Genomic DNA, 16,198 nt, shown 5'->3' on the forward strand with positions numbered 1-16,198 from the left:
CCGGGGAGAACTCGCCTGAATAATCATAAAGTCGTATCTATGCGACGAAATGCTCTCCGCGGGGGGTTGCTGAGCGCACTGCTCGCCCTCGGGCTCGGTGCCTGTGACGCGTCCCCGTCGTCCTCCGGTTCCCCGTCCCCCCGGGCGTCCACCTCCGCCGGCCCCTCCGCCCCCGACGGCTCCTCCGCCCCCGGCCGCACGGCCCCGGCCCGGCCCACGGCGGCGCCCCTGCCCCCGGGGACGCCCGCGCTGCCCGCCGTCCCGGCCGTGCGCTCGTTCCACGCCGCGGCGGGGCAGGGCTGGTGGCCGCGCCCGGGCACCCGGGTCGTCGCCGAGGACCCGGCGGTGGAGGACGAGGCCCGCCTGTTCGCCGCGGAGATCGGCGCCACCGCCGTCCGGGGCACGGCGCGCGACGCGCGGGAGGGCGACGTCCGGCTGGTGCTGTCCGGGCCCGCGGAGGGCGCCGCCCGGGAGGCGTACCGGCTGGACAGCAGCGGCTCCCGGCTCGTCGTCACCGGCGGCACCGACACCGGCGTGTTCTACGGCACCAGGACCGCCGCGCAGGCCCTGCGCGCCCGCGGCCACCTGCCCTCCGGCGTCGCCGAGGACCGCCCGGACCGCCCGCAGCGCGGCCTGATGGTGGACATCGCGCGCAAGCACTTCTCCAAGGAGTGGCTGCTGGACCGGGTGCGCGAGATGGGGGACCTGAAGCTCAACCAGCTCCATCTGCACATCTCCGACGACCAGGGCTTCCGGGTGGAGAGCACCAGCCATCCGGAGGTGGTCTCGCCCCGGCACCTGAGCAAGCGGGACGTGAGCGAGATCGTGGCGTACGCGAGGGCCCGCCACATCACCGTGATCCCGGAGATCGACAGCCCGGGCCACCTCGGGGCGGTCCTGCGCGCCCACCCCGAGCTCCAGTTGCGGGGCAACACCGGGAACCGCCCGGAGGGCACCGTCGACATATCCGATCCCGCCGCCGCGAGGATCATCGACGACCTTTTCCGGGAGTACGCCGAACTGTTCCCCGGCCCCTACTGGCACCTGGGCGGCGACGAGTACATCGCGCTGTGGTCGAAGAACCCCGAGGAGCGGTACCCGCAGCTCGCCGCCTGGGCCAGGGAGCGCTTCGGCCCCGACGCCACCGTCGCCGACGCGGCCACCGCCTGGCTCAACGACCGCGCCGACGTGCTGCGCGGCCTCGGCCGGACCGTCAAGGCGTGGAACGACGGCTTCCACTCCAGCCCCCTGGTCTCCCCCCACCCCGGCCGGGAGGTGGAGTACTGGACCGGCCGGGAGGACGGGCAGCGCTCCCCGGAGGAGTTCCTGCGCGAGGGCTGGCGGCTGGTGAACCTCAACGACGAGTACCTCTACTACGTGCTCGGCGAGCCCAACCGGTTCACCTATCCCACCGGCGAGCGCATCTACCGGGAGTGGTCGCCCGCCGTGCTGCGCGGCACCACGCCCGTCGCGCGGAGCCTGTCCGGCCCCGACCGGGTGCTCGGCGCGCGGCTCGCGGTGTGGTGCGACCGGCCGGGCGCGCAGACGCAGGCGCAGGTCGCCCAGGGCATCCGGATGCCGCTGCGGGCCCTGGCCCAGCGGGTGTGGGACCCGGAGGCGCCCACCCTGTCGTGGGAGTCCTTCACCCGGCTCGCCGACCGCGTGGAGTGACCCCGCGGCCCGGCCCCGGGGGCGCACACTGGTACGCACGGGCGCGGGCGCCCGGCCGGGGTCCGGGCGCGGCCACGGGCAGTGTGAGGAAGCTCCCAGGGGCCGCCCCTCCACGGCTCGAGCGCCCACCACTACAGTCCGTGGCGAACGGTGGACGGCGCGGCGTCCACGGCCGCCGGGGCTCGCGTCGGACCGGACCGGGCCGGGCACCGGCGAGGCGGGCAGCGGGCCGGCCGCGGCGGGAGCACGGCGCACTGCGGTCACAGACAGGCACGGATGAGCGGAGAAGGCTTATGGCACGCCAGTCGGAGTCGGGACTGCCGATCGAGCCGGTCTACGGCCCTGACGCACTGGACGGCTGGGACCCGGCGGACAGACTCGGGGAGCCGGGCCGCTACCCGTTCACCCGCGGCGTCTACCCCACGATGTACACCGGCCGCCCCTGGACGATGCGCCAGTACGCCGGGTTCGGCACCGCGGTGGAGTCGAACGCGCGCTACCAGCAGTTGATCGCCAACGGCACGATGGGCCTGTCGGTCGCCTTCGACCTGCCCACGCAGATGGGCCACGACTCCGACGCCCCCCTCGCGCACGGCGAGGTCGGCAAGGTCGGCGTCGCCATCGACTCGGTGGAGGACATGCGGGTGCTGTTCGGCGGCATCCCGCTGGGCGAGGTCTCCACCTCGATGACGATCAACGCCCCGGCCGCCGTGCTGCTGCTGCTGTACCAGCTCGTCGCCGAGGAGCAGGGCGTGCCCGCCGGGCAGCTCACCGGCACCATCCAGAACGACGTGCTCAAGGAGTACATCGCCCGGGGCACCTACATCTTCCCGCCCAAGCCCTCCCTGCGGCTGATCGCGGACATATTCCAGTACTGCCGGGCCGAGATCCCGAAGTGGAACACCATCTCGATCTCCGGCTACCACATGGCCGAGGCCGGGGCCAGCCCCGCCCAGGAGATCGCCTTCACCCTGGCCAACGGCATCGAGTACGTCCGGACCGCGATCGCCGCCGGGATGGACGTGGACGACTTCGCGCCCCGCCTGTCGTTCTTCTTCGTCGCCCGCACCACCGTCCTGGAGGAGGTGGCCAAGTTCCGGGCCGCCCGGCGCATCTGGGCCCGGGTGATGCGGGAGACCTTCGGCGCGAAGAACCCGAAGTCGATGATGCTGCGCTTCCACACCCAGACGGCCGGGGTCGCCCTCACCGCGCAGCAGCCCGAGGTCAACCTCGTCCGCGTGGCCGTCCAGGGCCTGGCCGCCGTGCTCGGGGGCACCCAGTCGCTGCACACCAACTCCTTCGACGAGGCCATCGCGCTGCCCACCGACAAGGCCGCCCGACTGGCCCTGCGCACCCAGCAGGTCCTCGCCTACGAGACCGACGTGACCGCCACCGTCGACCCGTTCGCCGGCTCCTACGTCATCGAGCGGATGACGGACGAGGTGGAGGCCGCCGCGGTCGAGCTGATGGACAAGGTGGAGGAGCTCGGCGGCGCCGTCGAGGCGATCGAGCGCGGCTACCAGAAGGACGAGATCGAGCGCAACGCGTACCGCATCGCCAAGGAGCAGGAGTCCGGCGAGCGGGTCGTGGTGGGCGTCAACCGCTTCGCCATCGACGAGGAGGAGCCGTACGAGCCCCTGCGCGTGGACCCCGCCATCGAGGAGCAGCAGGCGGAGCGGCTGGCGAAGCTCCGCGCCGACCGGGACAACGCCGCGGTGGAGGCGGCGCTGGCCGAGCTGCGGGCCGCCGCTGAGGGCACGGACAACGTGCTGTACCCGATGAAGCGGGCGCTGGCCGCCCGGGCCACCGTCGGCGAGGTCTGCGACGCCCTGCGCGGGGTGTGGGGCACCTACGTGCCCTCCGACGCCTTCTGACCGCTCCCCGGGGCGCCCCGCCCCGGACCCCCGCCCCGGGCGGTCACCCGCCGCCCGGGGCCAGGATGTCCAGCTCCTTCATGGCGCCGACCACGATGCGGCGCATCTCCGACTCGGCGCGCTCCGCGTCCCGGTCCCGGATCGCCTCGGCCACCCGTATGTGCAGGCTCACCGCCTCCGGGTCGGGGGTGGAGAACATGAGCTGGTGCTCGGTGCGGCCGGTGAGCACCTCGGCCACGACGTCGCCGAGCCGGGCGAACATCTCGTTGCCCGACGCCTCGAGCACCGCGCGGTGGAAGGCGATGTCCGGCGCCAGGTAGTCGCGCAGCGAGCCGCCCCTGGCCGCCGCGACCATGTCCATGGCCAGCGAGGTGATCCTGGCGCACTGCCCGGGGTCCGCGGCCCGCGCGGCCAGCCCCGCGGCGACGGGCTCGACGGCGGAGCGCAGCATCGTCAGCGAGCGCAGTTGGCGGGGCCGGTCCCGCCCGGCGAGCCGCCACCGGATCACCCACGGGTCGAAGACGTTCCACTCCTCGGGCCGCCGCACGGTCACCCCGACCCGGCGCCTGGACTCCACCAGGCGCATCGACTCCAGCACCCGCACGGCCTCGCGGACCACGGTCCTGGAGACGCCGAACCGCGCCTCCAGGTCGTCGGTGCGCAGCACCGTGCCCGGCGGGCACTCGCCCGAGGCGATCTGGGGGCCCAGAGCCGCCAGGACCTGTGCGTGCAGCCCCCGCGCCTCGGTGTCCATCGACCGGCCCTCCCCGCTCGTCGTGCCGCGTTCCGGCCGGTTTCAGCGTAGGCCAGACGACCGGAAGCCCAATCGTATGACTTTTTAGTTACGGACCCTTGAATAAGTAGTACCTATCGCGTTCAGTGGTGCGGGAACGTGACCCTCAGAGCGTTCCCACCAGACCGCACGCCGCACAGTGAGGTGCCTATGTCGGTTCCCCCCGTCGTCGTCGTCATGGGCGTGTCCGGGACGGGCAAGTCCACGATCGGCGCGATGCTCGCCGACGAGCTGGGCGTCCCGTACGCCGAGGCCGACGACTTCCACCCCCCGCAGAACGTCGCCAAGATGTCCGCGGGCACCCCGCTGGACGACGCCGACCGGGCGCCGTGGCTGGACGCCATCGGGGAGTGGGCGCGCTCGCGGCGCGGCCTGGGCGGCGTGGTGAGCTGCTCGGCGCTGAAGCGGACCTACCGCGACCGGCTGCGCGCGGCCGAGCCCGGCCTGTTCTTCCTGCACCTCGACGGCGACGCCGAGCTGATCGCCCGCCGCATGGAGTCCCGCAAGGGCCACTTCATGAAGCGGGCGATGCTCGACTCCCAGCTCGCCACCCTGGAGCCGCTCCAGTTGGACGAGACCGGCCGGGCGGTGGACATCTCGGGCACCCCCGAGGAGGTCACCCGCCAGGCCGCCGAGGCCGTGCGCCGCCTGCCGGCCTGACGCCGCCCCGCTCCACCGCCACCACCACCTCGCCCACCACCACCTCGCCCACCGCCGGCCCGCCCCGGGCCGGCGCGCGCCCTTCGCGCGCCCTGAACATCCCCCCATGTACGGAAGGTCCCACCCGTGTCAGTCCCCAGCGCCGAGATCCTGGCCGCGGGCGCGGACGCCGCGGCCGGGGCGAGCAACGCCCGCCTGGGCGTGGCCGTCCTGGCCGGTGTCGCCGCCATCGTCCTGCTCATCACCCGGTGGAAGGTCCACGCCTTCCTCGCGCTCACCCTCGGGTCCGGCGTGCTCGGCGTCACGGCGGGCTTCCCCGTCGACAAGACCATCGAGAGCTTCACCAAGGGCCTGGGCACCACCGTCGCCGGCGTCGGCGTGCTGATCGCGCTCGGCGCCATCCTCGGCAAGCTGCTCGCCGACTCCGGCGGCGCCGACCAGATCGTGGACACCATCCTGGCCAAGGCGAGCGGCCGCTCCATGCCCTGGGCCATGGCGCTGATCGCCGCGCTGGTCGGGCTGCCGCTGTTCTTCGAGGTCGGCATCGTCCTGCTGATCCCGGTGGTGCTGCTGGTCGCCAAGCGCGGCGGCCACTCCCTGATGCGCATCGGCATCCCCGCCCTGGCCGGCCTGTCCGTGATGCACGGCCTGGTGCCCCCGCACCCCGGCCCGCTGGCCGCCGTGGACGCGGTGGACGCCAACCTCGGCGTGACCCTCGCGCTCGGCGTGCTCGTCGGCCTGCCCACCGTCGCCATCGCCGGGCCGCTGTTCGCCCGCTACGCCGCCCGCTGGGTGGACGTGACCCCGCCCGAGGGCCTGATCCCGCAGCGCGCCTCGGAGGACCTCGACCGCCGCCCCGGCTTCGGCGCCACCGTGGCCACCGTGATGCTGCCGGTCGTCCTGATGCTGGGCAAGGCGCTGGTGGACGTGCTGGTGGACGACGAGGAGGACATGACCCGGCGGGTGTTCGACATCATCGGCTCCCCGCTGGTGGCGCTGCTGTCCGCGGTCATCGTCGGCATGTTCACCCTGGGCCGGGCGGCCGGGTTCGACAAGGAGCGCATCTCCTCGACCGTGGACTCCTCGCTGGCGCCGATCGCCGGGATCCTGCTGATCGTCGGCGCGGGCGGCGGGTTCAAGACCACGCTGGTGGACGTCGGCGTGGGCGAGATGATCCTGGACTGGTCCAAGGACTGGGACATCTCGCCGCTGCTGCTCGGCTGGTTCATCGCGGTGGCCATCCGGGTCGCGACCGGCTCCGCGACGGTGGCGACGATCTCCGCGGCCGGCCTGGTCGCCCCGCTCGCCGCCGACATGGGCACCACCCAGACCGCGCTGCTGGTGCTGGCCATCGGCGCCGGGTCGCTGTTCTTCTCGCACGTCAACGACGCCGGGTTCTGGCTGGTCAAGGAGTACTTCGGGATGAACGTCGGGCAGACGCTGAAGACGTGGTCGGCGATGGAGACGATCATCTCGGTGGTGGCGCTGGGGTTCGTGCTCCTGCTCGACCTGTTGTTGTGAGGACGCGGCGGCGAGGGGCCGCGGGGCGCGGCGGCGGGCCCGCGCGGCGCGCGCCCGCGCTGCCCCCGGCCGGGCCGGGGCAGCGCACGGCGAGCATCGCCTACGAGGACGCGCTGGTGTGACCGTCCCCGGCGGGCCGCCGCGCACCGCGCGGCCCCACGGGTCCTGGCCGGTCCGTGAACCCGCGGTCCCACTCCTTGAGACACCGGCGCCATCCCACATCACCCGCCCGCGCCGCCGCGTTGTAGTGATCGTGAACGACGCTCCACACGCCGGCTCCCGGCGCTCCGCACAGCCCGCGAGACCCTCCGTCCCCGCCCAGCGGGCGGGCGAGGCCCCCGCCCGGCCCGCACCCGCACCCCCCGCCCGGCCGGCCCGCCCCCCGGAACAGCCCAAGTTCAGTTGCCTGCCCGGCCTGCTGCTCGCCTACTTCATCCTCGCCGTCATCGCGGTGGGATGCGTGACCCAGCAGGTGCCGGACTGACCCTCCCGCCACCTGCCCGCCGCCCCGCCCGACCGGCGGGGCGGCAGACCCCTCCGGCCCGCCTCCCGCCGGCCCCCGCGGGGCCCGGAGGCCCCGCCGAATGTGATCCTCGCCGGGCTCCCGCCGCCCGCCCTTCACCGTTCCTGCAACAATCTGCCCAGGCCAGAGCGCTTTCCAGGGTGTGGGGAGGGTCTCACCTGTTACGTTTCCGGCGGCGTTCTGTTCACCGTTTGTACAGACGACGTTGGACAGAGCCACCACCTCCATGCCTATGCTCCCCAACGTGCCAGCCAGTCCACCGAACGACTCCGACGAACAGCGCGGCAGGATCTTCGTCCTCGCGGACTCCGACACCCGTTGGAAGTGGGGGGCCCTGACGGCCCAGCAGATCGCCCCGGGCGCCGCCCTGCACGGACGTCTGCTGCGCGGCCGCGCCACGCCCACGGTGCGCCAGCTCAAGGAGGTCGGCGTCCAGCCCGCCTCCCTCACCGAGGTGACGTGCGCCCAGTTCCTGCGCGAGCTCGGCCCCGACCGGGTGCGCCGCGGCGACATCCTCGTGCTGTCCCTCGTCGGCGGCGGGGTGCAGGCCCTGCTGCACGGCCTCGGGCGCGTCTGGCAGAACCTGGCACACCGCCCGTGCGTGGTCACCGGCTACGTGGGCGTGGTCTACGAGAAGCTCACCGACGGGCTGCTGCTGCGCGCCGGGGCGGACATGGTGCTGGCCAACAGCGCCCACGACGCCCAGCGGTTCCGCGCCGTGTACGCCGGGGTGGGCGCCGACCCCGACACCGTGGTCGAAACGTCACTGCCGTTCCTCGGCGGGGCCCGCTACGAGCCCAGCGCGGACCGGCCGTTCACGGTGACCTTCGCCGTCCAGCCGTCGGTGCCCGCCGACCGCAAGGACCGGATGTACCTGCTGCGCCGCGCCGCGGGCCACGCCCGCCGCCACCCCGACCGCGAGGTGCTGGTCAAGCTGCGCAGCAGGCCCGGCGAGCACACCACGCACATCGAGGAGAGCCCCTACCAGAAGCTGGTGCGCCGCCTGCCGGAGCGGCCGCAGAACCTGCACCTGGTGTACGGGAACATGGGCGAGGTCCTGGACCGCACCGACCTGTCGGTGACGATCAGCTCCACCGCCGCCCTGGAGTCGATGCACCGCGGCATCCCCACGGCGATCCTCACCGACCTCGGGATCCGCGAGGCGCTGGGCAACCACCACTTCACCGGCTCCGGCTGCCTGGCCTCCTGGGACCAGCTCGACGACGGGCACGTGCCCAAGGCCGACCCGGCGTGGCTGCGGCAGCACGGCGTGGTCTTCGACGGCGACCCGTTCGCCGCCGCCCGCGCGCGGGTGCGCCGGGTGCTGGAGGCCGACCCGACCCCGCCGGTCAGCACGTACTACACGCTCGGCACCGCCGCCGGCTACCTGCCCGGCATCCTCGCCAGGTACGGCCTCGACGCCGCGGGCGAGCCCCTGCCGAACGCCGCCGCGACCGCCGACCCCGACACGCCCCCCAGCCCCGTCCGCAAGGCCGTGCGCGGCAGCGCCCGCTGGGCGTACCGGTCCGGCGTACAACGTGTGGCCCCCCTCATCCGTCGTATGGGAGAGCTGTGACCAGCGCTCCGCCGCCCGCAGCCCGCCCCGTGTCCGCCTCAGCCTCCGCCCAGGGAGCCCGTCCATGAGCACAGTCCTTGCCGTCATACCCGCGAGGGGCGGGTCCAAGGGGGTGCCGGGCAAGAACCTCCTGCCGGTCGGCGGCGTCCCGCTCGTCGTGCGCGCCGTGCGCGAGTGCCTGGCCGCCCGCCGCCCCACCCATGTGGTGGTCTCCACCGACGACGAGGCCATCGCCGACGCGGCCCTGCGCGCGGGCGCCGAGGTGGTCGTGCGGCCCGCCGAGATATCCGGCGACGGCGCCACCAGCGAGTCGGCCCTGCTGCACGCCATGGACGTGTTCGCGGCCGACCACGGCGCCGACCCCGACGTGGTGCTGCTGGTGCAGTGCACCAGCCCCTTCCTCACCGCCGACGACGTGGACGGCGTCAGCTCCGCGCTGCTCGACGACGGCGCCGACACGGCCCTGACCGTCGCCCCGTTCCACGGCTTCGTCTGGCGCGAGGGCGCGGAGGGCGGGCACGGCGTCAACCACGACAAGGCGCACCGCCCGCGCCGCCAGGACCGCCCGCTGGACCTGCTGGAGACCGGCGCCGCCTACGCCATGCGCGGGCCCGGCCTGCGCGAGCACGGGCACCGGTTCTTCGGGCGCACCGCCCTGGTGCACACCGACCCCACCAGGGTCCTCGAGGTGGACGAGCCCGGCGACCTCGACCGGGCGCGCGCCCTCGCCCCGCTGCTCGACGCGCCCCGCCCCGGCTCGCTGCCGGGCCGGGCGGACGTCGACGCGGTGGTGCTCGACTTCGACGGCACCCAGACCGACGACCGGGTGCTGATCGACTCCGACGGACGGGAGACGGTCGCGGTCCACCGCGGCGACGGGCTCGGCATCGCCGCCCTGCGCCGCGCCGGACTGCCGGTGCTGATCCTGTCCACGGAGACCAACCCGGTCGTCGCCGCCAGGGCCCGGAAGCTCAACATCCCGGTGATCCACGGCGTGGACCGCAAGGACCTCGCGCTCAAGCAGTGGTGCGAGGAGGAGGCCGTCGCACCGGAGCGCGTCCTGTACGTCGGCAACGACGTCAACGACCTCCCCTGCTTCGGCCTCGTGGGCTGGCCGGTCGCGGTCGCGAACGCCCACGACAACGTGCGCGCGGCCGCCCGCTCGGTCACCTCCGCCTCCGGCGGGAACGGCGCGATCCGCGAGATCGCGTCGTGGATTCTCGGAAAGGACCTCAACTCATGACCACCACCCTCCAGCGCCTGCGCACCCTCGGGCAGCGCCTGGTCGGCACCGGCCAGCCCGTGTACATCACCGCAGAGATCGGCATCAACCACAACGGGGACCTGGAGAACGCGTTCAAGCTGATCGACGCCGCCGTCGAGGCCGGCTGCGACGCGGTCAAGTTCCAGAAGCGCACCCCGGAGATCTGCACCCCCCGCGACCAGTGGGAGATCGAGCGGGACACGCCCTGGGGCCGGATGACGTACATCGACTACCGGCACAAGGTGGAGTTCGGCGAGGACGAGTACCGCGCCATCGACGCCTACTGCCGCAAGGGCGGCATCGACTGGTTCGCCTCCCCGTGGGACGTGCCGAGCGTCGAGTTCCTCCAGAAGTTCGACGCCCCGGCCTACAAGGTGGCCTCCGCCTCCCTGACCGACGACGAGCTGCTGCGCGCCATGCGCGCCACGGGCAAGACCGTGATCCTGTCCACGGGCATGTCCACCCCGAAGCAGATCCGGCACGCGGTGGAGGTGCTGGGCAGCGAGAACATCGTGCTGTGCCACGCCACCAGCACCTACCCGGCCAAGCACGAGGAGCTCAACCTCCGGATGCTGCACACCCTCCAGCACGAGTACCCGAACGTGCCGATCGGCTACTCCGGCCACGAGGTGGGCCTCCAGACGACGCTGGCCGCCGTCGCGCTCGGCGCCGTCTTCGTGGAGCGGCACATCACCCTGGACCGCGCCATGTGGGGCTCGGACCAGGCCGCGTCGGTGGAGCCGCAGGGCCTGGTGCGCCTGGTGCGGGACATCCGGATCGTGGAGCAGGCGCTCGGCGACGGTGTGAAGCGCGTCTACGACAGCGAGCTCGGCCCGATGAAGAAGCTGCGCCGCGTCAGCGGCGTCATCGCCGAGCAGGAGGCCCGTGAAGGGGAGAGCGTCCCGGCATGACCAAGGCCCTGGCGCTCGTGGAGAGCCCGGTCCAGTTGCTGAACGTGCTGGAGTGGGCGTACGGCCGCCGCGGGGACGCCGCCGCGGCTCATGGCACGACCCAGGTGACCCTCTCCGCCGCCCCGGACCCGGAACCTTCGGTTCCGGTGCCCGGGGCGGCGCCTTCCCCGCGGAGGGTCGACATCGCGGTGCTGCCGCCCAGGGACCCGGTCGGGCACGGGCAGCTCCGCCTGATGGCCGGCATAGCGCGGGCCCAGGGCCACACCGTGCGCTGGTACGAGGCACGCACCTCCAAGGCCGCGCTGGGCCGCTCCGTGCTCGCCGTCGCCCCCCAGGTGGCGGGCGCCCGCCAATTGGTGCTCGGCGACCCGTTCTCCGGGTTCGTCCAGGCCGTGCTGCCGCTGGCCCGGCGCGCCCGTGACGTCACCGTGGTGGACGACGGCACCGCCACCATGGAGTTCATCTCCGCGCTGGCCGAGGGCCGCCCGCTGGTGCGCTGGCACCGCACCGGCCGCCCGGCGCCCGGCGCCGCCCGCACCACGCGGCTGCTCACGCCCCGCGACGGCCGCCGCATCGAGCTGTTCAGCTCCATGCCCGTCACCGCCCCGCCCGGAGTGCGGCACACCGCCAACACCTACGGGTGGACCCGCGCCTCCTACGGCCCACCGGAGATCACCGGGGGCACCGACCTCGTCGGCACCTCCCTGGTGGAGACCGGCGTGGTGGACGAGTCCCGGTACCTGGGCGGCGTCGCCGCGCTGGTGCGCTCCCTCGGCGCCACCCGCTACCTCGCCCACCGCCGCGAGCAGGACGCCAAGCTGGAGAAGCTGGTCGCGCTGACCGGCGTCGCCATCGTCCGCCCCGAGCTGCCGCTCGAACTGGAGGCCAGGCGCGGGCCCATCGGCTCGACGATCGTCAGCTTCCCGTCCACCGTCGTGCACACCCTGCCCGTGGCGCTCGCCGGCACCGGGGTGCGGGTGGCCGTGTGCGACGTGGACCCCACCTGGCTCACCGGCTCCGCCTCCGACCGCGCCCAGCGCTTCCTCAGCTCCGTCACCAGCACCGCACGCGACCTGCACCGGCTCAACTCCGTTCCGGCTCCCGCCGCCGTCCCCGCGATTCCGACGTGACCACAGCGCCCCCACGACCCCTTCCCGACGCCTCCGGCCTGAGCGCCTCCCAGCTCGCGGCCAAGTACGGCCTCACGCCCAGCAGCGTCCGCCCCGGCCCGGGCGCGTACCTGCGGGAGCTGTGGCGCCGCCGCCACTTCATCGTCGCCTACGCCCAGGCGCGGATGACCGCCATGTACGTCGGCGCGCGCCTGGGCCAGGTGTGGCACCTGCTGACGCCGCTGCTCAGCGTCGCCGTCTACTACTTGGTCTTCGGCATCATGCTGAACGCCGACGGCGGCACGGGAGGCAACTACATCGCCTTCCTCAGCGTGGGCATGTTCGTCTTCACCTACACCCGCGAGTCGGTGTCCATGGGCAACAAGTCCATCGCCGACCGGCTCCCGCTGATCCGCGCCGTCCACTTCCCGCGCGCCGCCCTGCCGATCTCCTCCACCCTGGTCCAGCTCGAACAACTGCTGTTCTCCCTGGTCATCGTGGCCGGTGTGGTGCTGGCGACGGGGGAGCCGGTCACCATGGCGTGGCTGATGCTCATCCCGGCGCTGGCCCTCCAGACCGTCTTCAACCTGGGCCTGGCGATGTTCATGGCCCGCGTCGGGGCGCAGGTGCGGGACATGGGCGAGCTGATCCCGTTCCTGCTGCGGACGTGGATGTACAGTTGCGGCGTCTTCTACAGCATCCAGCACGTGACGAAGGACGCGCCCGAGGCGGTCCGCTACATCCTGGAGTGGAACCCCGGCGCCATCTACATCGAGCTGGCCCGCGCCGCCCTCCTCGACGGCTACCGCGACCTCCCCGCCCACACCTGGCCCCTGGCCGTGGGCTGGGCCGTCCTCGCCCTGGTCGTCGGCTACCTGTACTGCTGGCAGGCCGAGGACCGCTACGGCCGGGGCTGAGCACCGCCCCGCGGGGCGGTGAGCGCACACCACCGCCCCGCGCCGGGTAACAGGCCCATCTTGGCCGGGAGGGCCGCACCGGCCGCGCCAGCACCGCAACGCTTCGCGGACCCCGAACCCCGTCCTTCACCAGGGGCGGGGTTCGCCGTGGGTGCACCGGGCGGTGGCCGGGCCGTCACCTCGTTGTCCGCTCTAGGTCGCTTCGAGACGGGGGGCGCAAGGTGGGGGGTGTGCGGGCGGTCTCGGTGCGCGCGCGTACGCCCCACTAGTGCGCATGGTTCGCATCCACCACCGCAGCGGCAGTAGGCTCGAAGTTCAACAAGGGACAGCGGCGGCCTAGAAGGCACCCCATACCCCCACAAGGGGTCGGCCATGCCCGGGGAGGCTGTTTTTCTTCGTCCCGTTGGCGGAAATATTTGTCGATCACCCAACCGGAGCGGTCATGCGGCCTAACCTGTCGGGGGTGAGCCAGTCACTTCCCGGTGCCTCGGATCATCCAGAGGATGATCCGGTCGAGCACGTCCTGGCGCGCCTCGACGCGTCCCTGCCCCCCCTCCCGGTCCTGCCCGGAGCGCTTCCCGCCGAGCTGAACGCCGAGCTCATCGCGTTCCGCAGGGACCTGCACATGCACCCGGAGCTGGGCCGCGAGGAGTTCCGCACGACCGCGGCGCTGCGGGCCCGCCTGGAGCGCGAGGGCCTCACGCCCGTCGTCCTCCCCGGCGGCAGCGGCCTGATCTGCGACATCGACGTGGACCCGGCGGACGAGCAGGCGGCCTCCCGGCTCCGCCTCGCGCTGCGGGCGGACATCGACGCGCTGCCGATCCCGGACACCAAGACGGTGCCGTACCGCTCCACCGTCCCGGGCCGCGCCCACGCCTGCGGCCACGACGTGCACACCTCGGTGGTGCTCGGCGCCGGCATCGTGCTGGCCCGCCTGGCCCGCGCGGGCCGGCTGCCCCGCCCGGTGCGCCTGGTGTTCCAGCCCGCCGAGGAGCAGATGCCCGGCGGCGCCCTGGACGTGATCAAGGCGGGCGGCCTGGACGGCGTCGGCCGCATCCTGGCCCTGCACTGCGACCCGAAGGTGGAGGTGGGCCGCATCGGGGTCCGCCAGGGCCCGATCACCTCGGCCTGCGACCGCCTGGTGCTCTCCCTGAACGGTCCGGGCGGCCACAGCGCCCGCCCGCACATGACCACGGACCTGGTCATGGCCACCGCCAAGATGGCCACCGAGCTGCCCGCGGTGCTGGCCCGCCGCGTGGACCCGCGCAGCGGCCTGAGCGTGGTCTGGGGCCGCATCCAGGCGGGCCACGCCTGCAACGTCATCCCGCAGCACGCCGAGCTCGAGGGCACCGTCCGCTGCCTGGACCACACGGCGTGGCAGCAGGCCCCCGACCTGGTGCACGAGCTGATCGACCAGATCGCCGCCATGTACGGCGCCAAGTCCGAACTGACCTACCACCGCGGGGTGCCCCCGGTGGTGAACGACGGCGCCTGCGCCGAGCTGCTGCGCGACGCGATGACCGCCCGGTACGGCGCGCACACCGTGGAGGACACCGAGCAGAGCCTCGGCGGCGAGGACTTCTCCTGGTACCTGGAGCAGGTGCCCGGCGCGCTGGCCCGGCTGGGGGTGCGCCCGGTCGGCGACACCACCCGCCGCGACCTGCACCAGGGGTCGTTCGACGTGGACGAGGGGGCGATCGCCGTGGGCGTCGGCCTGTTCACCGCGGCGGCCCTGCTGGACGACGAAGGGGTGCGCTGAGCCGCCCCACCGCGCCGGGCGGCGGTGCGGGAGCGGCCGAAACCGCTCTTGACCACCGTCCGGCCATCGCCTCCGGACCCCTCGGGCGGGCGGGCGCGGAGCACCGGGGTTGGGAGGATCCTCCGAATACCGGTGGAGCCTGAACGTCGGGTTGACGACGATCCGATAACAGGACTCAAGTTTGTGACAGCGAGGTCTTTACCCGACATCTACGCGCGTTAAGCTGCGGCACGACCAGCGCCGCACGGCGCGCTTTGCTCAGAAGGGGTATACCTCTTGCGCCAGGTAACCAAGCTCGCCGCGGTGACCATCGCTGGGGCGCTCGCCCTCACCGCCACCGCCTGCGGCGGCAGCAGCAGCTCCTCGTCGGACGGCGACAAGGGCGTCGGACTCGCCTTCGACGTCGGCGGCCGCGGCGACAACTCGTTCAACGACGCCTCCTACGCCGGCATGAAGCAGGCCATGGACGAGTTCGGCATCAAGGGCAACGCCCTGACCCCCCGCGAGGGCGAGTCCGAGGACGACAAGGTCCAGCGGCTCACCCAGCTCGCCAAGGAGGGCTACAACCCGGTCATCGGCGTCGGCTCGGTGTACTCCAACGCCGTGAAGAAGGTTGCCGACCAGTTCCCGAAGACCAGCTTCGCGGTCGTCGACGCCGCCGACAACAAGGGCGACAACATCGCCAACCTGGTCTTCACCGAGGAGCAGAGCTCCTTCCTGGTGGGCATGGCCGCGGCGCTGGAGAGCAAGAGCGGCACGGTCGGCTTCATCGGCGGCGTGAAGATGCCGCTGATCGAGAAGTTCGAGGCCGGCTACCGGCAGGGCGTGGAGTACGCCAAGCCGGGCACGAAGGTGCTGGTCAAGTACCTGGCGAGCCCGCCCAACTTCAGCAAGGGCTTCGGCGACCCGGCCGAGGGCGCCAACGCGGCCAAGGGCCAGCTCGACGGCGGCGCCGACGTGATCTACGCGGCGGCGGGCGCCTCCGGCGACGGCGCGATCAAGACGGTGGCGGCGGCCAAGAAGTGGTCCATCGGCGTCGACCAGGACCAGTACAACCAGAAGAGCCTGGCCCCGTACAAGGACATCATCCTCACCTCCGCGACCAAGAACTGCCGCGGCGCGGTCTACGACTTCATCAAGAGCGTGGTCGAGGACAAGAAGCCGATGAGCGGGGTGACGGAGTACTCCCTGGAGGACGGCGGCGTCGGCTACGCGACCTCGAACCCGAAGTTCACGGCGAACAAGGACGTCGTGGCGAAGATCGAGGACGCGAAGAAGAAGATCATCGCCGGTGAGATCACGGTGAAGACCACTCCGTAGCGGTCAGCGACGAGGAGACGGGAGGGCCCGCCGCCGCGCCGCGGGTGATCCCCTGCCGAAGGGGAACCCGTGGCCGCGGGGCGGGCCCTTGCCCTGTCCCCCGGCCCACCACCCCATCGGTTGGCCACTCCCGCGAGGGAACCCGGGATCGTGGTAAGCCAGAGCCGTCCCGTCGGCTCGCCCGCCCGTCGCCCCGCCCACCACCCCATCGGTTGCCCCCACCCGCGAGGGAGCCCGTAGCCGTGATAAGCCGGACCCGTCCCGTCGGCTCGCCCGCCCGTCGCCCCGCCCACCACCCCA

Annotated in this window: 13 protein-coding genes; 12 read left to right on the forward strand and 1 reads right to left on the reverse strand. The window is 73.1% G+C overall.

Annotated elements, in window-relative coordinates:
* Positions 1 to 39: 39 nt before the first annotated feature.
* Together ACYVO2_RS17095 and ACYVO2_RS17100 are read left to right on the forward strand one after the other, a co-directional pair.
* Positions 40 to 1,671, forward strand: coding sequence for a beta-N-acetylhexosaminidase (locus ACYVO2_RS17095; protein WP_461008690.1), 1,632 nt, complete (start codon positions 40 to 42; stop codon positions 1,669 to 1,671).
* A gap of 293 nt (positions 1,672 to 1,964) precedes the next feature.
* Positions 1,965 to 3,545 carry an acyl-CoA mutase large subunit family protein gene (locus ACYVO2_RS17100; protein ID WP_461008691.1) on the forward strand — a complete coding sequence of 527 codons (1,581 nt, stop codon included), beginning with the start codon at positions 1,965 to 1,967 and terminating at the stop codon, positions 3,543 to 3,545.
* Positions 3,546 to 3,588: 43 nt separating this feature from the next.
* Here ACYVO2_RS17100 and ACYVO2_RS17105 read toward each other — a convergent pair whose 3' ends face one another.
* Positions 3,589 to 4,299 carry a FadR/GntR family transcriptional regulator gene (locus ACYVO2_RS17105; RefSeq protein WP_461008692.1) on the reverse strand — a complete coding sequence of 237 codons (711 nt, stop codon included), beginning with the start codon at positions 4,297 to 4,299 and terminating at the stop codon, positions 3,589 to 3,591.
* A 189-nt stretch (positions 4,300 to 4,488) separates the two neighbouring features.
* On the opposite strand from ACYVO2_RS17105, the gene ACYVO2_RS17110 reads away from it, so the two are divergent.
* From ACYVO2_RS17110 to ACYVO2_RS17155, 10 genes are all read left to right on the forward strand, one after another.
* Positions 4,489 to 4,998, forward strand: coding sequence for a gluconokinase (locus ACYVO2_RS17110; RefSeq protein WP_461008693.1), 510 nt, complete (start codon positions 4,489 to 4,491; stop codon positions 4,996 to 4,998).
* Positions 4,999 to 5,124: 126 nt separating this feature from the next.
* Complete coding sequence (locus tag ACYVO2_RS17115; RefSeq protein WP_461008694.1) at positions 5,125 to 6,519, forward strand: GntP family permease; 1,395 nt, start codon at positions 5,125 to 5,127, stop codon at positions 6,517 to 6,519.
* A 253-nt stretch (positions 6,520 to 6,772) separates the two neighbouring features.
* Entirely contained in the window at positions 6,773 to 7,003 is a 231-nt protein-coding gene (locus tag ACYVO2_RS17120; RefSeq protein WP_461008695.1) for a hypothetical protein, read from the forward strand.
* A gap of 271 nt (positions 7,004 to 7,274) precedes the next feature.
* The gene (locus ACYVO2_RS17125; protein ID WP_461008798.1) at positions 7,275 to 8,618 is read left to right on the forward strand and encodes a DUF6716 putative glycosyltransferase; all 1,344 of its coding nucleotides are present in this window, start codon (positions 7,275 to 7,277) and stop codon (positions 8,616 to 8,618) included.
* Positions 8,619 to 8,682: 64 nt separating this feature from the next.
* Complete coding sequence (locus tag ACYVO2_RS17130; RefSeq protein WP_461008696.1) at positions 8,683 to 9,861, forward strand: cytidylyltransferase domain-containing protein; 1,179 nt, start codon at positions 8,683 to 8,685, stop codon at positions 9,859 to 9,861.
* Entirely contained in the window at positions 9,858 to 10,793 is a 936-nt protein-coding gene (locus ACYVO2_RS17135; protein WP_461008697.1) for an N-acetylneuraminate synthase family protein, read from the forward strand. The genes ACYVO2_RS17130 and ACYVO2_RS17135 overlap by 4 nt, the downstream gene beginning before the upstream one ends.
* Entirely contained in the window at positions 10,790 to 11,923 is a 1,134-nt protein-coding gene (locus tag ACYVO2_RS17140; protein WP_461008698.1) for a hypothetical protein, read from the forward strand. Before ACYVO2_RS17135 ends, ACYVO2_RS17140 begins: the two co-directional genes overlap by 4 nt.
* On the forward strand, positions 11,920 to 12,819 hold the full coding sequence (locus ACYVO2_RS17145) for an ABC transporter permease (RefSeq protein WP_461008699.1): 900 nt from the start codon (positions 11,920 to 11,922) through the stop codon (positions 12,817 to 12,819). The genes ACYVO2_RS17140 and ACYVO2_RS17145 overlap by 4 nt, the downstream gene beginning before the upstream one ends.
* A 442-nt stretch (positions 12,820 to 13,261) precedes the next feature.
* A complete protein-coding gene (locus ACYVO2_RS17150; RefSeq protein WP_461008700.1) occupies positions 13,262 to 14,578 on the forward strand; it encodes a M20 family metallopeptidase in 1,317 nt (438 codons plus the stop codon).
* A gap of 276 nt (positions 14,579 to 14,854) precedes the next feature.
* Positions 14,855 to 15,898 carry a BMP family lipoprotein gene (locus tag ACYVO2_RS17155; RefSeq protein WP_461008701.1) on the forward strand — a complete coding sequence of 348 codons (1,044 nt, stop codon included), beginning with the start codon at positions 14,855 to 14,857 and terminating at the stop codon, positions 15,896 to 15,898.
* Positions 15,899 to 16,198: the final 300 nt, after the last annotated feature.

This window comes from Streptomyces capparidis, from assembly GCF_054782095.1.